At 58.3% G+C, this 18499-nt stretch carries 14 protein-coding genes and 1 pseudogene; 6 read left to right on the top strand and 9 right to left on the bottom strand.

From position 1 onward, the window contains the following. Positions 1–115: 115 nt before the first annotated feature. Genes LB547_RS21695 through LB547_RS21680 form a run of 4 tightly spaced genes read right to left on the bottom strand, consistent with a single transcriptional unit; the run spans position 116 to position 5658 of the window. Positions 116–844, bottom strand: coding sequence for a response regulator transcription factor (locus LB547_RS21695; RefSeq protein WP_140523140.1), 729 nt, complete (start codon positions 842–844; stop codon positions 116–118). Further along, complete coding sequence (locus LB547_RS21690; RefSeq protein ID WP_013896619.1) at positions 834–1223, bottom strand: response regulator; 390 nt, start codon at positions 1221–1223, stop codon at positions 834–836. The genes LB547_RS21695 and LB547_RS21690 overlap by 11 nt, the downstream gene beginning before the upstream one ends. Further along, positions 1220–1867 carry a response regulator transcription factor gene (locus LB547_RS21685; RefSeq protein WP_023767341.1) on the bottom strand — a complete coding sequence of 216 codons (648 nt, stop codon included), beginning with the start codon at positions 1865–1867 and terminating at the stop codon, positions 1220–1222. Before LB547_RS21685 ends, LB547_RS21690 begins: the two co-directional genes overlap by 4 nt. Beyond that, a complete protein-coding gene (locus LB547_RS21680; RefSeq protein ID WP_140523137.1) occupies positions 1864–5658 on the bottom strand; it encodes a PAS domain-containing protein in 3795 nt (1264 codons plus the stop codon). The genes LB547_RS21685 and LB547_RS21680 overlap by 4 nt, the downstream gene beginning before the upstream one ends. A 483-nt stretch (positions 5659–6141) precedes the next feature. Here LB547_RS21680 and LB547_RS21675 point away from each other — a divergent pair. The 3 genes and pseudogenes from LB547_RS21675 to LB547_RS21665 all read left to right on the top strand — a co-directional run. Continuing rightward, positions 6142–6566, top strand: a pseudogene (locus tag LB547_RS21675) (alpha/beta fold hydrolase); the annotation flags it as partial. Positions 6567–6918: 352 nt separating this feature from the next. After that, positions 6919–8157 carry an HlyD family secretion protein gene (locus LB547_RS21670; protein ID WP_140523132.1) on the top strand — a complete coding sequence of 413 codons (1239 nt, stop codon included), beginning with the start codon at positions 6919–6921 and terminating at the stop codon, positions 8155–8157. Between the two features lie 44 nt (positions 8158–8201). Next, positions 8202–9815, top strand: a complete 1614-nt coding sequence (locus LB547_RS21665; RefSeq protein ID WP_140523129.1) for an MDR family MFS transporter — start codon at positions 8202–8204, stop codon at positions 9813–9815. Between the two features lie 740 nt (positions 9816–10555). Here the strand turns inward: LB547_RS21665 and LB547_RS21660 are convergent. After that, positions 10556–10768 (bottom strand): hypothetical protein, encoded by a 213-nt coding sequence (locus LB547_RS21660; RefSeq protein ID WP_140624922.1) that lies wholly within the window; start codon positions 10766–10768, stop codon positions 10556–10558. Positions 10769–10800: 32 nt separating this feature from the next. Between LB547_RS21660 and LB547_RS21655 the strand changes: the two genes are divergently transcribed. After that, positions 10801–11073 (top strand): SDR family oxidoreductase, encoded by a 273-nt coding sequence (locus LB547_RS21655; RefSeq protein WP_140523121.1) that lies wholly within the window; start codon positions 10801–10803, stop codon positions 11071–11073. 102 nt (positions 11074–11175) lie between these two features. On the opposite strand, the gene LB547_RS32655 is transcribed toward LB547_RS21655, so the two are convergent. Beyond that, positions 11176–11415 (bottom strand): type IV toxin-antitoxin system AbiEi family antitoxin domain-containing protein, encoded by a 240-nt coding sequence (locus LB547_RS32655; RefSeq protein WP_347439601.1) that lies wholly within the window; start codon positions 11413–11415, stop codon positions 11176–11178. A gap of 854 nt (positions 11416–12269) precedes the next feature. On the opposite strand from LB547_RS32655, the gene LB547_RS21650 reads away from it, so the two are divergent. Continuing rightward, entirely contained in the window at positions 12270–13175 is a 906-nt protein-coding gene (locus tag LB547_RS21650) for a restriction endonuclease (protein ID WP_140523118.1), read from the top strand. A 170-nt stretch (positions 13176–13345) separates the two neighbouring features. Then, positions 13346–14263, top strand: a complete 918-nt coding sequence (locus LB547_RS21645) for a TIR domain-containing protein (RefSeq protein WP_140523116.1) — start codon at positions 13346–13348, stop codon at positions 14261–14263. On the opposite strand, the gene LB547_RS21640 is transcribed toward LB547_RS21645, so the two are convergent. Genes LB547_RS21640 through LB547_RS21630 form a run of 3 tightly spaced genes read right to left on the bottom strand, consistent with a single transcriptional unit; the run spans position 14244 to position 18014 of the window. After that, positions 14244–14777 carry a Mov34/MPN/PAD-1 family protein gene (locus LB547_RS21640; RefSeq protein WP_181165402.1) on the bottom strand — a complete coding sequence of 178 codons (534 nt, stop codon included), beginning with the start codon at positions 14775–14777 and terminating at the stop codon, positions 14244–14246. The genes LB547_RS21645 and LB547_RS21640 overlap by 20 nt on opposite strands. Then, positions 14752–16464, bottom strand: a complete 1713-nt coding sequence (locus LB547_RS21635) for a ThiF family adenylyltransferase (protein ID WP_140523110.1) — start codon at positions 16462–16464, stop codon at positions 14752–14754. Before LB547_RS21635 ends, LB547_RS21640 begins: the two co-directional genes overlap by 26 nt. Then, on the bottom strand, positions 16461–18014 hold the full coding sequence (locus LB547_RS21630; RefSeq protein WP_224656322.1) for an adenylate/guanylate cyclase domain-containing protein: 1554 nt from the start codon (positions 18012–18014) through the stop codon (positions 16461–16463). The genes LB547_RS21635 and LB547_RS21630 overlap by 4 nt, the downstream gene beginning before the upstream one ends. Between the last annotated feature and the right edge of the window lie 485 nt (positions 18015–18499).

Genomic DNA, 18499 nt, shown 5'->3' with positions numbered 1-18499 from the left:
TCAACACCAGGTTACACGCGGCGATCATCGCTCTAAACTTCATGAAAATTTGTCTGAGTCCGGATCGTCCTGGGCAGGCTACTCTTAACGGAGAAGCGCCAGCCGCTGGGCGATCCTATCGGACGGAGGCGAGGTTCACCCTTTCGAAAGTCCTGGCCGCGCCGGCCTCGCGCATCGGCGGGGGCAGCGTTTCCCAGGCCCGGATCAGCTCTCCGATGGAAGCTGCTTCCATCTTGCGCATGACATTGCCGCGGTGAAGCTTGACGGTCACTTCACTGATGCCGAGGTCGAAAGCGATCTGTTTGTTGAGGCGCCCACGCGCCACTTCATGCAGCACCTCGCGCTCGCGCGGGGTCAGCGTCTCGACACGCTCGATGTTGCGCTTGACGACCACCGCATCTGCCCGCCGCTTGGCATCCACCGCAATGCCCGCGATCACGGCGTCAAGGAGTGTTTGGTCGCGCACCGGTTTGGTGAGAAAATCCACCGCGCCCGCCTTCATCGCCTGGACAGTCATCGGTATGTCGCCATGCCCAGTCAGGAAGATGATGGGCTTGGGATTGCCGTTTGACGCAAGATGGTGCTGTAGATCCAGGCCGCTTGCCCCTGGCATGCGGACGTCGAGGATCAAGCAACCGGGGCTGTCCAAGACGTCAGCGTCGAGCAATTCTCGGGTCGAAGCGAAGCAGACCGGTTCAAAGCCCATCGACAGTATCAACTCCGACAGTGCCTCCCGAACAGACGCATCGTCATCGACAATGATGACGAGCGGCTGCTGCGGCTCGGCGTTCCGCTGCCGTGACACCGGCGTCGATCTCTGCAAGAGCGGTTGGTCAACTCTCATGTTCATCCCTCGGTTCTTGGTTGCGTAAAGCGTCGCTCACAGCCGCAAGCAGGGCCTGGCCATCGAAAGGCTTTCGGAAAAACCCGCTGATGCCTTTGGCGCGGTGCTGATCGGCTATCTCGTGACGACCGGTGATCAGGAACACCGGCAGGTCCGCACGCGTCTTCTTGACCAAGTCACGAAGTTCAAAGCCGTCCGTACCAGGCATCCCGATATCGGTAATGAGCAAGTCCACGTCAGACAGCCCGCTGACGAGCAGTGATCCCGCCGACGAGAAGATGCGGGCAGCATAGCCCGCAGACTCCAAAAGGTTCTCGAGCGACTCGAGCAATCTTGGGTCGTCATCGACAATCGCCACGACAGGTCGCACCTTGCTCACACTCCGTTCCCTCCCGTTCGTCGAGAGTGGCTGATCGGTATCTCCAACCGCTCCGCCATGCGCACGAGATCAGCGAGTGATGCCGCAACCATTTTCTGCATCACGTTCCGTCTATGGATTTGCAGCGTGACCTCGCTGATCCCCAACTCAGCCGCGGCCTGTTTGTTGAGCAGGCCACTCACAACGAGCGGCAGCACCTCGCGTTCTCGCTGCGTGAGCTCTTGATAGCGTTGCCTCAACACGGTGAGTTCGGCGCGCTCTGATCGCCTTTCCCGGTCCTGGGCGATCGCTGCCCGGATCGCGACCATGAGGTCCGTATCGCTGAAAGGCTTTGTCAGGAAGTCCACAGCGCCGTGCTTGATCGCACGCACAGAGGACGGGATGTCGCCATGCCCCGTTATGAAGACGATCGGCGGATGATCGCCCTCGGCGATCTGCTTCTGCAGATCTAGACCGTTGATGTCAGGCAATTCCACATCGAGGATCAGGCAGGCGGGGACGTCCGGCTTGTCGGCAAGGACATAGTCGCCGGCCGATCCGAACGCTACGGCGCGCATGCCATGGGACTCCAGAAGCTCACCAAGCGCTTCCCGAATACGCACGTCGTCATCGACGATGAAGACCATTTGATCGTGGGGCGTCATGCTGCCGCTTTCATTTCAACTGGCATCGTGAAGACGAACGCCGTTCCGTGCGGGTCGTTCTTCTCCACCCACAACCGTCCGCCATGGGACTCGACGATCGAACGGCAGATCGCGAGTCCCATGCCCATGCCATGCTCTTTCGTCGTAAAGAACGGCTCGAATATTCGGTCAGGAAACTCAATGCCCGGGCCACAATCGCTGATCTCGATCTGGATCGCGTCCCCTATACGGCCCACGCGAAGTCCAAGAACCTTGTCACCGGTAACAGAGTCCATCGCCTCGATCCCATTGCGGATGAGGTTCACCAGAACCTGCTGGATCTGCACCCGATCGAGCGCGACAATAGGAAGGTCGCTTTCGACATCGATATCCAGACGAACACGGCGCCGCACCGCCTCCTCGGCGATGAGGTCGCGCGCCTCCGCGATGACGCTGTCGAGTGCTGTGTAAGCCATCGCGTCTGCCGATTGCTTGAATAAGGCGCGGATACGGCTGACGACATCCGCAGCTGAGTTGGCATCACGGATAATACGCTCCACAGTCTTCTGCGCCCGCTCGATATTTGGCGGATCGGCCGTGAGCCAACGCTGGCAGGCATATGAATTGGCGACAACAGCCGCCAGAGGCTGGTTCACCTCATGCGCTATAGAGGCTGAAAGCTCGGCGAGACTCGCCGCCTGGCTCGCGCGTGCAAGTCTCTCTTGCGCCAGGCGCAGCTCTTCTTGCGTGCGAACTTCACCGTCGATGTCCAGACAGACGACGTTCCACTGAACAATCGCCCCTTCTGCATTGCGCATCGGTGCCGCGCGCGTATCGACCCAGCAATATTCGCCATCGAAGCGACGCAGACGGTGCCTCCGCGCATACGGTTCGCCAGTGGCCAACGAATGAGCATAGTTCGCTTTGACGCCCGCCAGGTCGTCAGGATGAACGCCTTCGTCGAGTGTCCCGGAAAGGCGGGATTTTCCCTTACCGTCCAATACCTCCAACTCATATCCGAGGAACTCGCGGAGCTGACGGCTTCGATATATCGGCTCACCATTCGGTGCGGCGCAATCGATCATCACCGGCAGCGTTTCAACCAGCTGCCACAGCGAACGTTCTCTCTCGCGCAGCGCCACCTGTGCGCGCATCTCCTCGTCGATGTCGATGGAGACCTGGTACCAGTGAACGATGGCTCCGTCCCGATCGCGCAGAGGCTCGCAACGCCCTTCTATCCAGCGATAGCTGCCGTCTTTCCAACGCCGGCGATACCGCATGATGAAGGAGTCGCCAGTTTTGAGGCAGCTGGCTGACCTATTGAGCACCTCGAGAGCGTCTTCGGGATGAATCAGATCTCGAGCCACCCTCGTGAAGTCTTCGAAGTTTGCCCCGGAGATGCCGAGTTCCTCCAAAGACCGCCTATTGACGTACGCAAGCTTGCCATCGGGCGTCCAGCTCCAGATGTGGACCGGCAAGGCATCGACAAGCTGCTGAAGCTCGCGCTCTCTTTCGCGCAATGCCTCCTGCGCCCGCATCTCATCTTCGATGTCGATTGAAGCCATATACCATTGAACGATCGCGCCATCGGTATCCCTTAACGGTTGCGCTCGTGCTTCTATCCAGCGGTACACGCCATCCTTCTCGCGTCGACGAAAGCGGTTCACGAAAGGCTGGCCGGACGCAAAGCCATTCGAAGCCCTCCGAAACATTGTCGGAAAGTCTTCAGGATGGGCCAGGTCCCGGGCCAGGGCATCGAAATTATTGATGTGCGTCGGTGGCGAACCGACCTTCTCCAGGTATCGCTTGCTGGTGTAGGTGATCCTGCCTGAAGGGGCAAAGCTCAGGAGATTCACGGGCACAGCGTCAATCATTTGCTCCAGTTGCCGGTTGGCTTTCCGCAGCGCTTCTTCTGCCCTCACCTGGTCGTCGATGTCGTGCGAAAGACCGTACCATTGGACGACAGTCCCACACTCGTCCCGCATCGGTTCCGCTCGGCCCGACATCCATCGGAAGACGCCGTCAGCACGACGCAGGCGATAGTTCAGGGAGAAGCTTTCCCCGGTGGTGACCGAGTGGTTGATCGCTGTTTCCAGCGTGGCGGCGTCATCGGGATGTACGACAGCCGCAATGGCCGCCTTCAGGCCATTTCCTCCGACATTCTCGTATCCTCCTACGTCAAGGCCGAGATACTCAACCATTCGCTTGCTGAAGAAGACCGGCTCGCCCGACGCAGACAGGCGCCAGAGGAAGCTCGGCACCATGTCGACCAGTTGCGAGAGTTCCCGCTCCCGGTCGCGCAACGCTTCCTGTGCGCGCATCTCGTCGTCGACGTCGATAGAGATCACATACCACTGAACAATCGCGCCGCTGTGATCACGCAGCGGCTCGCCGCGTCCATCCACCCAGCGGTACGCTCCGTCCGCACGGCGCATTCGATACTTCATGGAGTATGGTTCGCCGGTAGCCAGAGAGTGGCGGACGGTCTCCAGGAGGCGTGCCGCATCTTCGGGATAGACGAGGGACTGTATGGCCGCCGCCTGCCGGCTCATCCCCGGCTTGTCCAGATCCGCCACACCGTCGAGACCGAAGAAGTCAAGCAAACGTCTGTTGAAGAAGGTCGGCTCGCCTTCAGGCGTCAGCCGTCTGATCTGGACTGGGACCATGTCGACGAGCTGAGAAAGTTCCCGCTCCCGACCGCGCAGCTCCGCCACGGTTTTCTTGTAGACATCGTTGTCGAGCGCGATTCCATACCATCCCGTGATACGACCCTGGCTGTCGCGCGCGGGCCGCGCGGCGGTTCGGGCCCATACATAGGTGCCGTTTGCGCGCCGAAAGCGAAACTCGACATTGAAATGATCGCCGGTCCTCAGACAATGGCGCCAGGTAACCGCGATCTGCTCATAGTCGTCTGGATGAAGCAAACGCTTCCAGGCGGTGTACCCCTCGTTCAATGGAGCGTTCAGATCCTCCAGCGTCACCCCGAGGGAGCTCAGCGCGAACGGATGCAGGTAGATCCATCTACCCGCCGCATCGAACGCCCATCCGTTCCCGAATATGCTTTCAACGATTTTCGCCGATCGAATTGGCCCGGCATTGTTCTCAACCAAGTGATCCAGGTTCGCCCCGGAAAGCGGCTCCCCATCTGTCACCAGATCATCAATGTCCACACTGACACTGTAGCCGGGCTCCGATCGGGTCTCGTTCCAGCGATAACTTCCGTCGGCCTGCAGTTGCCTGTGCCTCGTTACCTGGGGGACACCTGTCCAGAACGCGCGGGCGACTGCGTGCGCCGCCGCTGTCCGGTCGTCCGGATGGACCAGTCTCAGGGAATGGTGAGCGTCGGAGGCTGCTTCCTTCTCGGCCGCAATGATCACGTCAGCGGATCGCTCTGTGGCTGCGGACGGCGAATCGCCTTCAATCAATGTGCCATACCATGCAACGGCGTTACCTTCGCTATCGCACAGCGGCTGTCCGGAGATTCGGCTCCAACCGTAAGCACCGCTCGCGCGCAAAATGCGGTGCTCCACATTGTAGTGCTCACCTGTCTGCAGGCAGCGACGCCACTCGGCCACGGCTCGGTCATAGTCGTCTGGATGGATTAGCCGCTTCCAACCCGCGGGGCCACCTTCTGACGAAGTGTTGAACTCCTCCAGCGTCGTGCCGAGAAGCGATAGCGTGCTGGGAGTAACATAGCTGAATCTGCCGGCCGCGTCTGTCGCCCACCCATTGCCGACCACGCTTTCAATGATCCGAGCCGCCCGCAACGCTTCCGCGTCGGGTTCGCCAAGCGAGTTGAACGCTGTCGTCATTGTCTTCTCCTGCCGGACAATGAAAGGCGGAGACTGTCAGCGCCTTCTTTAACTCTCATCATTGACCATCTGGGCTCGTGAATTCGTTTTTCCGATCTTAACCGGACCACGCCGCAGCCGCACCTCATGGAAATCCATGAGATGTGAGTGACCAAACCTCCGGGTGAGGCACCTACACGTCCCGATTGAAGCTATAGCCTTTCACGCGGAGAAATCGAAAACCTAGCCGTTAAAAACGCATGCCTTCACCGACATACAGAAAGCCTCGGGCCTCGCCTCAACTACGCTGAGCAGTCCCCGGAACTCCCCGTGAAATTCATCTTCGCCATGCCGGTATTTTCGTAATGTTTGCCGCAACACTCGTTCGGGGCAAAGGCCAAATGCCCGCTCGCCTCCAAGCTGCCAAGATCGGCCGTCCACAGCGTGTATCGCAATGCCGGCTTCAGGGTGATCGCGATGCCGGCCTCCGGCAGTGCCACCGATCTTGAGACGCCTGCCAATCCAAGTGGTTTGCCTATCGAAGTTTTTGACGGGCTGAGCCAAGCGCTGCAAGTCGGGCGCAGTTCTATCTCGATTTTGCGAGCGGCCCGTTCTAAGTGTTCAACCGATCCGACGCGAAGCCATTGCGAGCGTCGTTCACACATGATGGGCGCCGCCAATGCCCAGATTCAATTCATCAAGGCCTTTTCGGAGACCCACTTCACCGAACACCTCCAAGTCAATCGACTTGTCTCCGTTCGTGATGCATGGCGACGACGACTAGATCGTTCCGATCCATGACTCGGCGCTACTCTCGCGAACACTGAAGCGAGCAACACTCAAGGTCTATGAGAAATTTCCGCACGGCATGTGCACGACGCAGGCCGACACTATCAAATCCTGACCTGCTCACCCTAGTCAGGTCGTAGGCTCGCGCCGCCTCCCCCCGACAAGAGCCCAGTCTGGCTGCCGCTCCGATCGGCAGGCAATCCCCCTTCACAAACAGGAGCAAGAGAACGATCAGAACGACCATCTTCATCGCTGCTATCGCAGCCACCTCCCTATACGCTGGTGCAGATGATTTTCGGCTCGGATATCGCAATATGTACTTCGAGCCGTGTCAACCGGACGAGGTACGGACGACGAAAGCAGGGGTTTTTCCGGTTTCTCTCTGCAGCCAACGAAGAGGCAGGCGAGCTTCTTACCTGTCCGGCTTCCGATTTTTGAGCACAGGGGCATTCCGCTCTTGCGCAAAGCACGATGAACGTCAGGACGAATGAGATGTCCGAGATGCCCGCGACCACCAACTTCTCCAACGCACCCGGCGCGGCCGTGCCTCAGCCGCGGCCGGCTGCCTTCGTCGAGCAGCCAGCTCGGCCCTCGGCGGAAGAGCCGAGTGCCTTGCCGGTTGGTACGGAAGCTACTCCCGGCGACGTCACTGCGGCGGTATCTAGGAGCCGCCGCCTCAAGCGGATCGCATTCGCGGCGACGTTTCTGATTTGCGCAGCCGCGGGAGGTGATTGGGGCTATGGCTACTGGACCGCAGGCCGGTATCTGGAGTCTACCGACGACGCCTATTTGAAAGCCGACTACACGACGGTGGCGCCGAAGATATCGGGCTACATTGCCGATGTGCCGGTGCATGACAACCAGACTGTCGAGACCGGGCAGGTTCTCGCCCGCATCGATGACCGCGACTTCCGTGCCGCGCTCGCCCAGGCTGATGCCGAGGTCGAGGCCGCCGAGGCGGCCGTCCGTAATCTCGACGCACAGATCGCGCTCCAGCAGTCGCTGATCCTGCAGGCAAAGGCGACAGTCGCCGCAACGCAAGCTTCGCTGGCGTTCGCCAGCACCGACGCCGACCGCTATGCGACGTTGGCAAGGAGCGGCACCGGTACTGCGCAGAAAGCCGAAGCAAGCCGCGCCCAGGCCGATCAACTCATCGCCGGGTTGCAGCGCGACCAGGCTTCCCTAGCCGCCGCAAAGGCTAAGATCGACGTACTCGCCACCGAGCGCGACAGTGCCGTTGCCCAAACGGATCGCGCCGAGGCAGCTTCCGATCAGGCCCGACTGAACCTTTCCTATGCCACAATCACGGCACCGGTCGACGGCACGGTCGGCGCGCGCACGCTCAGGGTTGGACAGTATGTGGCATCAGGCACGCAGTTGATGGCTGTGGTGCCGCTGCATGCCGTCTATGTCGTCGCCAACTTCAAGGAGACGCAGCTCGCTCATGTGCGTCCCGGGCAGCCGGTGCGCGTCGCCGTCGACGGCTTCCCTGGCGTCGAATTGACTGGTCAGGTCGACAGCCTGTCGCCGGCGAGCGGCCTGGAATTCGCATTGCTGCCGCCCGACAACGCGACCGGCAACTTCACCAAGATCGTGCAGCGTATCCCGGTGAGGATCTCCATCGACAATCACAAGCTCGACGGGCTGCTCAGGTCCGGCATGTCCGTCGAGCCGACCATTAACACCAAAGCGGCCGTGCTGGCCGACGGTCGTTCCTCAGTTTCGCGATGATTGACACTGGCGCCGTTCTTACTGGCGCTTGAGGAGTTGCAGCAATGAAAACCGCCGTCTCCTCGCTTCCGACGTCGGCCGGCGACGTCCAGAACGCGGCCGGATCTGCTGGTGCCGCCAATTCGCTGCGGGTCTGGGTGGCGGTGGTCGGCTCTGCTCTCGGAGCATTCATGGCCGTGCTCAATATTCAGATCGTCAATGCCTCGCTTGCCGACATCCAGGGGGCGATTGGGGCTGGCATCGATGACGGTGGCTGGATCTCGACGTCCTACCTCATAGCGGAGATTGTGGTGATCCCGCTGACCGGCTGGCTGTCTCAGGTCTTCTCGCTGCGGATCTATCTGATCACCAACGCGGTGCTGTTCCTCGTCTTTTCGGTCGCCTGCGCCTTCGCCGCCAATCTAGGTCAGATGATTGTCCTACGAGCGATCCAGGGTTTTACCGGCGGCGTGCTCATCCCGCTCGCCTTCACCATTGTCATCACGATGTTGCCGAAAGCCAAGCAGCCGATCGGCCTGGCCCTGTTCGCGCTGTCGGCCACCTTCGCGCCAGCGATAGGCCCGACCATCGGCGGCTATCTCACCGAGAACTGGGGCTGGCAATACATCTTCTACGTCAACCTGGTGCCGGGCGCGCTGATGGTCGGCATGCTGTGGTTTTCGCTCGACGGCCAACCGATGCGGCTTGGCCTGCTCGCCAAAGGCGACTGGCCGGGCATTGTCACCATGGCCATCGGACTGGCGGCCCTGCAGACCATACTTGAGGAAGGCAACAAAGACGACTGGTTCGGCTCGCCCTTTATCGCGCGGCTGGCAATCGTCGCCGCGGTGTCGCTGACCCTGTTCGTCTGGATCGAGCTGACTTCGAGCCATCCGCTGCTGAACCTCAGACTGCTGGTACGCCGCAACTTCGGCTTCGGCGTCCTCGCCAACTTCCTGCTTGGTGTCGCGCTCTACGGATCGGTCTTCATCGTACCCGTCTATCTCGCCCGCATTCAGGGCTACAATGCCGAGCAGATCGGCATGGTGCTCGCCTGGACCGGCCTGCCGCAGCTTGTCCTGATCCCGCTTGTACCTGGCCTTATGCAGCGCTTCGACATCCGTCTCGTCATCGCGATCGGCTTCGCCCTGTTTGCCGCATCCAACTTCATGAACGTCCACATGAGCGGAGCATATGCCGGCGACCAGCTGTTCTGGCCGAACATCGTGCGCGCCATCGGCCAAGCCCTTATATTGGCGCCGCTTTCGGCAATAGCCACGTCAGGCATCGAGACGGAAAATGCCGGCTCTGCCTCGGCCCTGTTCAATATGACCCGCAACCTCGGCGGCGCCGTCGGCATCGCGCTGCTGCAAACCTTCCTCACCAAGCGCGAGCAGTACCATTCGAACGTGCTGGTACAATCGGTATCCCTGTTTCAAGAGGCAACGCGCGTCCGCATTGTGCGGCTCACCGCCTATTTCCATTCGCATGGTATCAACGACCAGGCGCTCGCTGCACAAAAAGCGATTGCTGCGATCGCGCTGAGGGTACGCCAGCAGGCCTTCGTCATGGCCTTCAACGACACCTTCTTCCTGCTTGGCGTTAGCTTAATAATCGCGTTGTCGGCCGTCCTGTTGCTAAAGAAGCCGGGTCATATAGCAGCCGGCGGCGCCCACTAACCTACTGGGGGAAGCCGGGAACGCCACCGGACATCAATTCGCTGGTTCGAGCTCCAGGGCCAGTAGGCTTCATAGGACGCGGCTTTGGCATGGCCGCACTAGGATGCAGTGTGAATTCGCGAGCCGTGATAGGTGCTGCGCCAAGCGCTGACGATGCTCACGCCGGTTGCCGCGCCATTGCGCGACCACAGATGTGCCGGGCACCAGCGAAGAGAAATCGACCTCGACCGTAGCAAGGTCTTCAACAGGTAACACCAGCTCGGCGGGCCGTCTTTCGGGTTCGCCAGGATTGCTCATGATGAAGGTCTCTGTTGCTGGAAAGTGCTTCATCGCGCCGGCGGCAATCGAGCAGGCATGTCTGCGGCCGTGGTCATCTCTTTGCTCAAGTGGCACCATGGGGGCCGAGGCGGGATATCAGTCATTGTGCCAACAGTGTGTGCGCCCGATACTTTCGCTTATTATTTCCTCAGCGAAGGATTGGCCTGATAACCGAGAACGCCATGCGGCGACAGGCGGTCTTGGCTCTTCCGGCGACCATTTCTCACGCCAGGCTTGGCGCGCGCGGCAATCAAAGAACAATTGTCTCGGCGCGCTCACACCTCGGCATAGGCATACCTACCTGTCTGCACCGTAGCCGTCTTTCCTGCCAAGTGCGAGCCTTCCAACGCGCTATCCGGAACGACCGGCGCCAAGTGGCCGAACGGGCTCGTGCCCCTCCATTTGCGGAACGTCATCTGCATTCAGACAAGAGAAAGATCGTGAAACTCTACTACAGTTCCTTCGCCTGCAGTTCGGCTGACCACATCGCGCTTGAGGAGGCCGGCGCTTCCTTCCAGCGCGAGGCGATAGACCTCCAGACGAAACGAATGGCTTCCGGGCACGACTTCCTCACGATCTCGGCAAAGGATAGTGGCGAAACGCTGACCGGGAACGGCACGCACGACGGCGAGCATGTTTGGTTTCAATGCTGGCAAGGAGACGCAACATGAAAATTGTGGTCATTGGCGGCTCACGTTATATAAGAGCACGCACCGTCAAGAAACTGCAGCGTAAGGGCCACGAGGTGGAGGCTGCGGCCTCACTCCCTCACGTCGACAACTACATTGCGGACTATCGCGATGCTGGCTACGCTGGCCAAACTCTGAGGCGTCTGCTCCTGCATTTGGCGTCGCTCGTTCATGAGCTGTGGCGTCAAGGACGAATATGGCGCGGCAAGCTTTGCATTCGGGTCGAAGGACATGACCCCAAAGCGATGTAGATCGCAAGCGCATGACGCGCTTAGAAGCACTCTCGGCCTAGTCAAGGCGGCCGGAGTGAAGGGACTACGGTAATCGTTTTGAGGCCGGCCAGGATGCTCGGGTCAGCAGTGTCGACAAGATGCGTGAGGCCCTTGAAACAGCAGGCGCATCGACCACTGCGGCGCGATACCGCCCTTACCGACCTTCACGAGCAGGCCTTCCTTGCACATCGGGGACAAGTAATAGCGAGGGATTCCTGCATTTGACAAATCACAGGTCCGCACCTCACAGCCCTTGTAGCCAGAGCAACAGCTTGGTTGAGAAGTGATGGTTTGGGACCGCAAAGCGAAGTGCCTCCGCATGGTGTGCCGTCCAGAATTATCTGTCGCTGTCCGGAATTAATCAGGCCGTCGCCGTCGTGCGCAAGCGCCAACGCTGAGATACTGACGCCATCTGGCTCAAGTCTCAAGCGATTGGGGAGGAAGTATAGAGCTGAACCTCGGTGCTCAGGTTTTACCAATCCTGTCGTCTTGGGTCGACCAATCCGTTGTCGACCGTGAGCGGGTTTACCAATAAGGGCGGCTATATTCTACGCAAATCCAATCGCTTAATGCCAATCCAGAATTAACTGTCATTGAGGCCATTAGTAAACTCGATCTTTGATCGGAAACCCCTACCCTCAGCCAGAAAACTCTCCTGTTTTCAATCGCCCGCCCGCCAGCAACCCATAATTCCGGACTGGTTACCCCGTGAAATGCTCAATAATTCCGGACGTCGCACCAGACTGCCATTTATGCGGCTTTTTGAGCACAAACCAGGAACAACCCCCGTTTCCATTCATCGAAATGTTGCGATGCTCCCTGACGTGGGATCAGGGCCGTCGCTTGACTCAGACATGTTCCTCTGGGGTCTCGACCTCTTCAATCATAGTTATTACTGAGAAGCCCATGAGGCGCCCGCAACGCTCGCCGAACAAGCCAAAGTCGCAGCAAGGATCCCCGCAACCCTGAAGGCGACGGCGCTCGGTCAGCCTCAACCCGTGTTGACTTCATTCTCGGCCAAGCTTCGGTGCGTCGCACCGTCGCCGACAGACACTCGTTCCTCCGACTGACCCCATGGGCCAGAAACACGTTCTTCGCCAATCGTCGCGGATAAACTCCAGCCCAAAGTCTTAGACGGGATGCAACGCTGACACCATGGTGGTACTATTTGCGCCGTGAAAGAAACCGCCTCTCATGAACGACCTGGTCAGCGATTCCATAATTTCGTTGCCACCCTGGAGCGTATGTTCGCGCACCATGACGGCGTGACGGTGGATTCCTCCTTACGGTTACCCGACAAGGACACCGGGCGGCTTCGCGAACATGACGTGGTGATTATCCGTCGTACTCATCACGGGCCCAACCTGACGGCCATTGAATGCAGGGACCAAGGGCGAAAGGTGGGAGTTCCTCAGATTGAGGCCTTCGCTAAGAAGTGTGAAAAGACTGGAATCCATCGCGGAATCGTTGTTGCTGCGAACGGCTTTACACGCACCGCCCGCACCAAGGCAAAGGCACTGAACCTGACATGCATGGACTTGGCCGAGGCGGAATCCTTTGAATGGATTGGCACCGTCACCATCGTCGGCCAATTCTACAACTTCACCGCGATCGGGGCCTGCGTTGGCGTGGTGGAAAACGGGCGAAAGGTCACGAATCCATCCGCAGTCTATACGTCTGACGGCTTGCCCTACCCCGGCGAGGGTATTCAATCCCTCATCATGGACAAATTGCCCCCGGAGGCCCGCAATCCGACCCGCCAGACCCTCAACAGTCAAATCGTTGCTCCGATGGACGGACTGTACGTCATCGACGCTCTGGGCCAGCGCTTCCAAGTGAAGGATATCACATGCACTTACGCACTGGAGATTGAGGTTACGGAGCGCCCAATTACGTTCCATTACTACGCCGGAGAAAGCGCAGCGCTGGAGATCGCGTCCGGACAAATTACGTTCCCGAGTGGGCAGTCTACGTTGGCATTCATCAAATCAAAGGACGGCATTATGGGCTACCTCGTCTCAACGGGAGCGTTGGACCATCGAGTGAAGATCGGCAATCTACCGGAACGGCGCTTCGTCTAGATTCTCGTAGAATCTTCAGCAGTCGGCACTAGTTTTGGCAACCTAGGACCACGCGGCTCATAATTTGGCCGTCTCCGGCCACTCCATAGCCTCGTACCCTCGCGAACATTTCCTGTAGGCCCAGCAAATACATACATAGGATTCAGACAAATGCATTGCCGGGAGGGAATATGAAAGAGCGGTTTGAAGGCGGCAACAGTTCGGCGCTTATCGCTAGTCTGAAGCGGCAGTTTGACAGTGGTGACGCAGCGGTCGCTGAGGCAATCGCGACGGCTGGCGAGCTCGTAGAATACAAGGCCGCGGATACGCTCATTGCCGAAGGCGGTGAGGACAACGACGTGTTCTTTCTTGTCGCCGGCGGCGTCTCTGTAGTGGTCAAAGGTCAAGAGGTGCGAACTCTAAAGGCCGGTGCGCACGTCGGCGAGATGGCCGCGATAGAGCCTTCCCAGCGGCGGTCCGCCTCAGTGTTCGCTGAAGATACGGTCGTAGCGATAAAGATGTCGGGGGCAGAATTCTCGGCTTTGGCTGACAAGTTTCCGGGTTTGATCTGGAAATCCGTAGCCCAAGAGTTGTCGCGGCGGCTATTCGATCGCAATCGACTCATGACGACCCCCAACGAGAAGCCGAGGATGTTTATAATGTCGTCTGTGGAGGGGCTCGACGTTGCGAATGAAATCCAGACCGGTCTCCAGCATGACGTACTTGCAACCGTGTGGCCGAACGGCGTCTTCTGGGCGGGCGGCTATCCGCTTGAATCTCTGGAACTAGCCGTGGCCGAAAGCGATTTCGGTGTAGCGGTCGCACTATTCGAGGACATCGTCGAAACCAGCCGAGGCGCTCGCAATTCTGCCATCCGAGACAACGTGCTCTTTGAGCTTGGCATGTTCATGGGACGCCTTGGTCGGCGTCGCAGTATCCTAGTATATCCGCGCCAAACGGGGATAAACCTTCCGTCGGACCTCCATGGTCTGACGCCAGCGTCTTTCGCAACGGGCGATCCCAGCACGCTGGCGTCACGCCTTGGACCGGTTTGCACGCAAATCCGAAAAATCGTGCGGCAACTCGGCGTTAAGACACCAAATTCCTGAGCCAATCCAGACTGGCTTCCATGAGGCTCCTCTTCCTTGCTGCGGTGCCAACATCACCGACGACGGTCACCGACTCAGGAGGAAGTAATTGGGAAAATGCGGTCGCCGATAGGGCGAGCCTCGTGGAGCCGGTACGACGGACAATCAACAGGACAGCGAAATTCACGCCTACTTTCGGGTCGCTTACAATCGATCGCATCGTCCTGACATCGTCGGCACTTGGGATCGGGTCGAAGCTCGGATGCGAGTGCCATTCACCCAGATAATTGTACCGCTCAAAATCTCTGCCTGTTCGCTCGAAAAATTCTCGCAGGAATTCCGCGTGCAATACAGGATCGCGTTCGAAATGTGTGGGAGTGCCATGGCTCGTCTGGATTGAAATATCGACAATCCGAAACGTTTCGTCCGTCACGTGCTCGCCGACGATAAGACCACCGATCTCCTGGCGTCTAGCTTTCGCCAGCGCGATATTGAGCCGCGACGCTATATCATCCGGCAGGAGGAGTTTGACCAAATGATCTCCCAAGTATTTGGATAATACGTGCCCGTTCGGCAGCTACGTCGGCTTCGTCGAGAATGTTCTGCTCCGCAATAACCTGAGAGGCCAGTCCGACGTCAACAGGTTCCGTATGGAACGGCTCACTGTACAGCCATCCTTCCGCAAGCCCGATGAAATATACTGAGTGTGGAAAAATGGATGGCGAGCGAGGGATCAACAGGTCGATCGCGAATCGCGAGGCGTGAGCTGCGATAACAGACACATCTGCATCATCTGCGACCCAAGGAATGCCTACATTTCGATCCTCATATGACCTTTCGGGGCGCTCAACCACGAGTCCCTTCTCGGCGCACCAATTTTCGATCACTCGCCGCATCAGTGCTGGGCCGGGCTCAATGCCTGGCCGATGACGAGCGATCAGGCCGCCGATACCCCCGCCGTGAATTTCCGCCCATATCATTGGCTTCGCACCACTTTCGGCGGCGGCGCACAGATAGTTGAACGCCTCTGCGCTAGATGTCGCGTCAACAATAAGGTCGCACTGCGAGATGACTTCGATGAGCCCTTCGAGACTACCGCTCGACTCCTGTCCGCCAAGCCGCTGTCGACGAATGTCAGTTTGGGCCATCGGATTCACTAACTGGACGCGACGTGCAACGCCGTCTGCTTTGTGTGTCACGATATCCCGCCAATCGAGATCATGCCGCACGAAGTTACCGGGCATAAGAACGTCATCATCGACTAGAAGAAAATTCCCAACGCCAGATCTGGCAAGGCTCGCTGCAACCTTGCTACCGAGTGATCCGCAGCCTACGATAGCCACCTTCCTTTCCAAGAGAGAGCGATGGTCCTCGCCCAGTCGATCCACGACTAGCTCGGGACCGACGATGGTCACCTTGGAAACGGAGTCTCCATACATCCGAAAGGCGTGAAGCGCTTTGCCCTGCATAAGCAGGACAACCCTTCTATTATCATCCAGCGGGAACCATTGGGCAGCCAAGTCAGCGCGAAAGTCTTTAACTGTCGCAATGGTTGGAAGGCTCGTTGCCGACGGCCATGGAATTAGAACCCCGTCGATGTTGAAGGATTCCGCTCGGAGGGGCTTTGGGATTGACGCGTCACGCCAGACTTCGGCACCATTCCGAGCAAAAAGTGAAGCGTAATATATGACGGCTTCGTCGTGTACTATGCAGTCGACCTTCCCTTCCAGGGGCACGTCTTGAGTGGCGGCAAATTCCAGCAAAGATGTCGTCGCTGCAAGCCGGCTCACCGTCCAACGAAGGTCCTGGCCGAGGGTCGTCTGATGCCGAGATGGAATTTCGGAGCTTGGTATTCGCTCCACCTCCATTTCAAGCAGACTATAGGCACTTCGAACCATATCTGCGCCTGTAAAATCCGAGTTCCAGTTGTCGGCGCCAATTTCAAGACATAACTCACCGCCAGCTCCCCACTGGTGGCTGGACCATCTAGACGTATCGCCTCGTTGCATCACGAGCGGCGGTGAATGAGGAAAATGGTTGGGATATCGAAGATAAATCGGAAATATGCGTTCTCCGATCAAGATGTCGGCGTCCCAAACCAAACGAAGATGTTCATCGATTCGCCAATCGAGCGGGCGTAACCATTGGACTTCCCCAACGAGCGCTTCGATGGCGAGCCGCTCGTGCCGCGATCGATCCGCGTTCTGAAAATACCAGATCAAGAAAAGCCGTCTTTCTTGGCTGGTCCGGTCGGGCGATTCTGAAAACTGTAGGGACTTGCGGGAGCCGACGCTGGTTTCAGTAAGCCGGCGGTTGCAAAGGCCGCCGCTGCTTTGGCGACCTTGTCGCCCTTGGACGACAACTCGGTAACGGCTACATCGTAGTCCAAATTGGCGCGCTTCCGCCTCGAACCAAAAATACCGCGAACTGCATCATTGCCTTTGTCATAAGCATTCTGCCCGATAGCGGTTTCATGTTCTCCGCAACGATGCTGCTCCCGTTCCGCCTGTATGACTCCCCGGCTTACAGAACACCGGACAAGCGCGCCTTTTACCCCGAGTCTCGTGACTGTCATCGGTCCGAATTCGAACCCAACAGCAAGCCCAAGGTCTGTCGCATCAGTGCCGTCATCTTGCAGTTTCTCGATTGCCAGGTCGAAACTGCTTCGCATCCCACCGGCGCAGAGCACCATATTGCTGATCGTCGTCTCGCTATCGGTAGTCTGAGCAGTGCCCTCGACTAGAAGGCCATGCACACAATCGCCGATGAAACGAACCTTCCGGCCTGAAAAGTCTTTGTGAAGAACGGCATCGAGCTCGCTGCGAATGACATGAAGAGCGCGCACGACGTGCTTTGCACCACTGTCGTCGCCAATGTTTGCGCTGACGTAGTTGGTGAAGTTGTCGATGTCGCCGTAAACTGTCGCGGCATCTTGCCGGCGCGAATTCCGGACCGACAGCGTTTCAATATCGAGAGTGCTGTACGGCGGCGTGTGACCGCTGAAGCTGAAAGAACCAATTGGGTTGTTGGTCAAGTCAGTCTTCCACTCAGAGACGATCTGATCTGCTGTCACGCTCAGATTGGCTGATTTTTGCGATGTTTCGATTTCCGACGCCGAAAGCGGATTGACGTCTGGATTGTCGACGTCCTTCAATCCAATCACTTTGCGCGCGAGGTTCGTCAGATAAATCCCGGTAGCTTTCCCTCCCCCAGCCCGCTTGGCTGCATGGTTGGCGGGTTCACCCAAAAAAAGTGGTTCGCGGTGGCCGCGACGGCCATTGCTGACGGCAACGGCCTTCCCACTGTCGATACCCACTCGAACCTTCGCCGCAGGGTGGTCGGCGTCCTCACCTGTTCGCTTCAGGACATCAATGATCAACTGACCAATTGCCACGGCGCGATGGATACGCCCGTCTTCAGTGTCGTACGGCTTGGTGACCACTGAATGTAAGCGCTGATTGTGAAAATCAACGAAAAGCGCGTCGACTTCCTGCAGAATTCGATGCACCGCGCGATAATGGAGGTTAAGAAAACGCAAGGTCCGTTTGTGGCAGGTTTCACCCTCCACGGTCGTTACGTTCAACATATCATCGAGATTGACGATATCGGCATACAAATGCACGCCATCCACGCGATAAGCTACCGTGCGCGGAAGGTTGTCGAGGTTTATGTCGCGAACGTATTTACGGATCTCAATGTCCTCGAGGCGGACTTCACTCAGCCTAGTTTGAATGCGTTTCGCAGCACGATCACGATTCCAAGTCCGAGCCATGATTTCCCTCAAAAAAATTCCGACGACTTAAGCAGTGTTAGTGTATGTTCACGATAAGTTCCATCTAAATTTGCTGGAATTTACCTAGGAACAGCGCGCTTGTGGCTTGTGCCGTGCAGTGGGAGGCGACCGTGTGGTGTTGTGGCAGTACAATCAGTTTATGACGACGAAACACTGCGGGACGTCGTTCAGCGGCAGCCTGTCGGATTTTCCGGGGGCGAAATTCCGATATTTTGCGGCCGCCTCCCCGACGAAGCTTCACGACGGCCTTCATCCTTGGCAGCGTTGAAGTACTGCTCGCCGGGTTCTTCGATGGTGTGATCGGCCGCGTCCGCGTCGACCGCAGCTCTTTGGCTTGGTAGGTGTCGTCGGCAAAACCCTCCAGCCAGGTGTCGGCTTCGGCGTCCGAACACGCAAACCGCGCAATCGCTCGGTCGTAATCGGGCTTTTTCCGTGCGCACCATTCTAGCTTGATACCGTAGGTC

The sequence above is a fragment of the Mesorhizobium sp. B264B1B genome (assembly GCF_020165765.1).
Taxonomy (GTDB): Bacteria; Pseudomonadota; Alphaproteobacteria; order Rhizobiales; family Rhizobiaceae; genus Mesorhizobium.
This window is presented reverse-complemented; position numbering and strand designations above follow the sequence as displayed.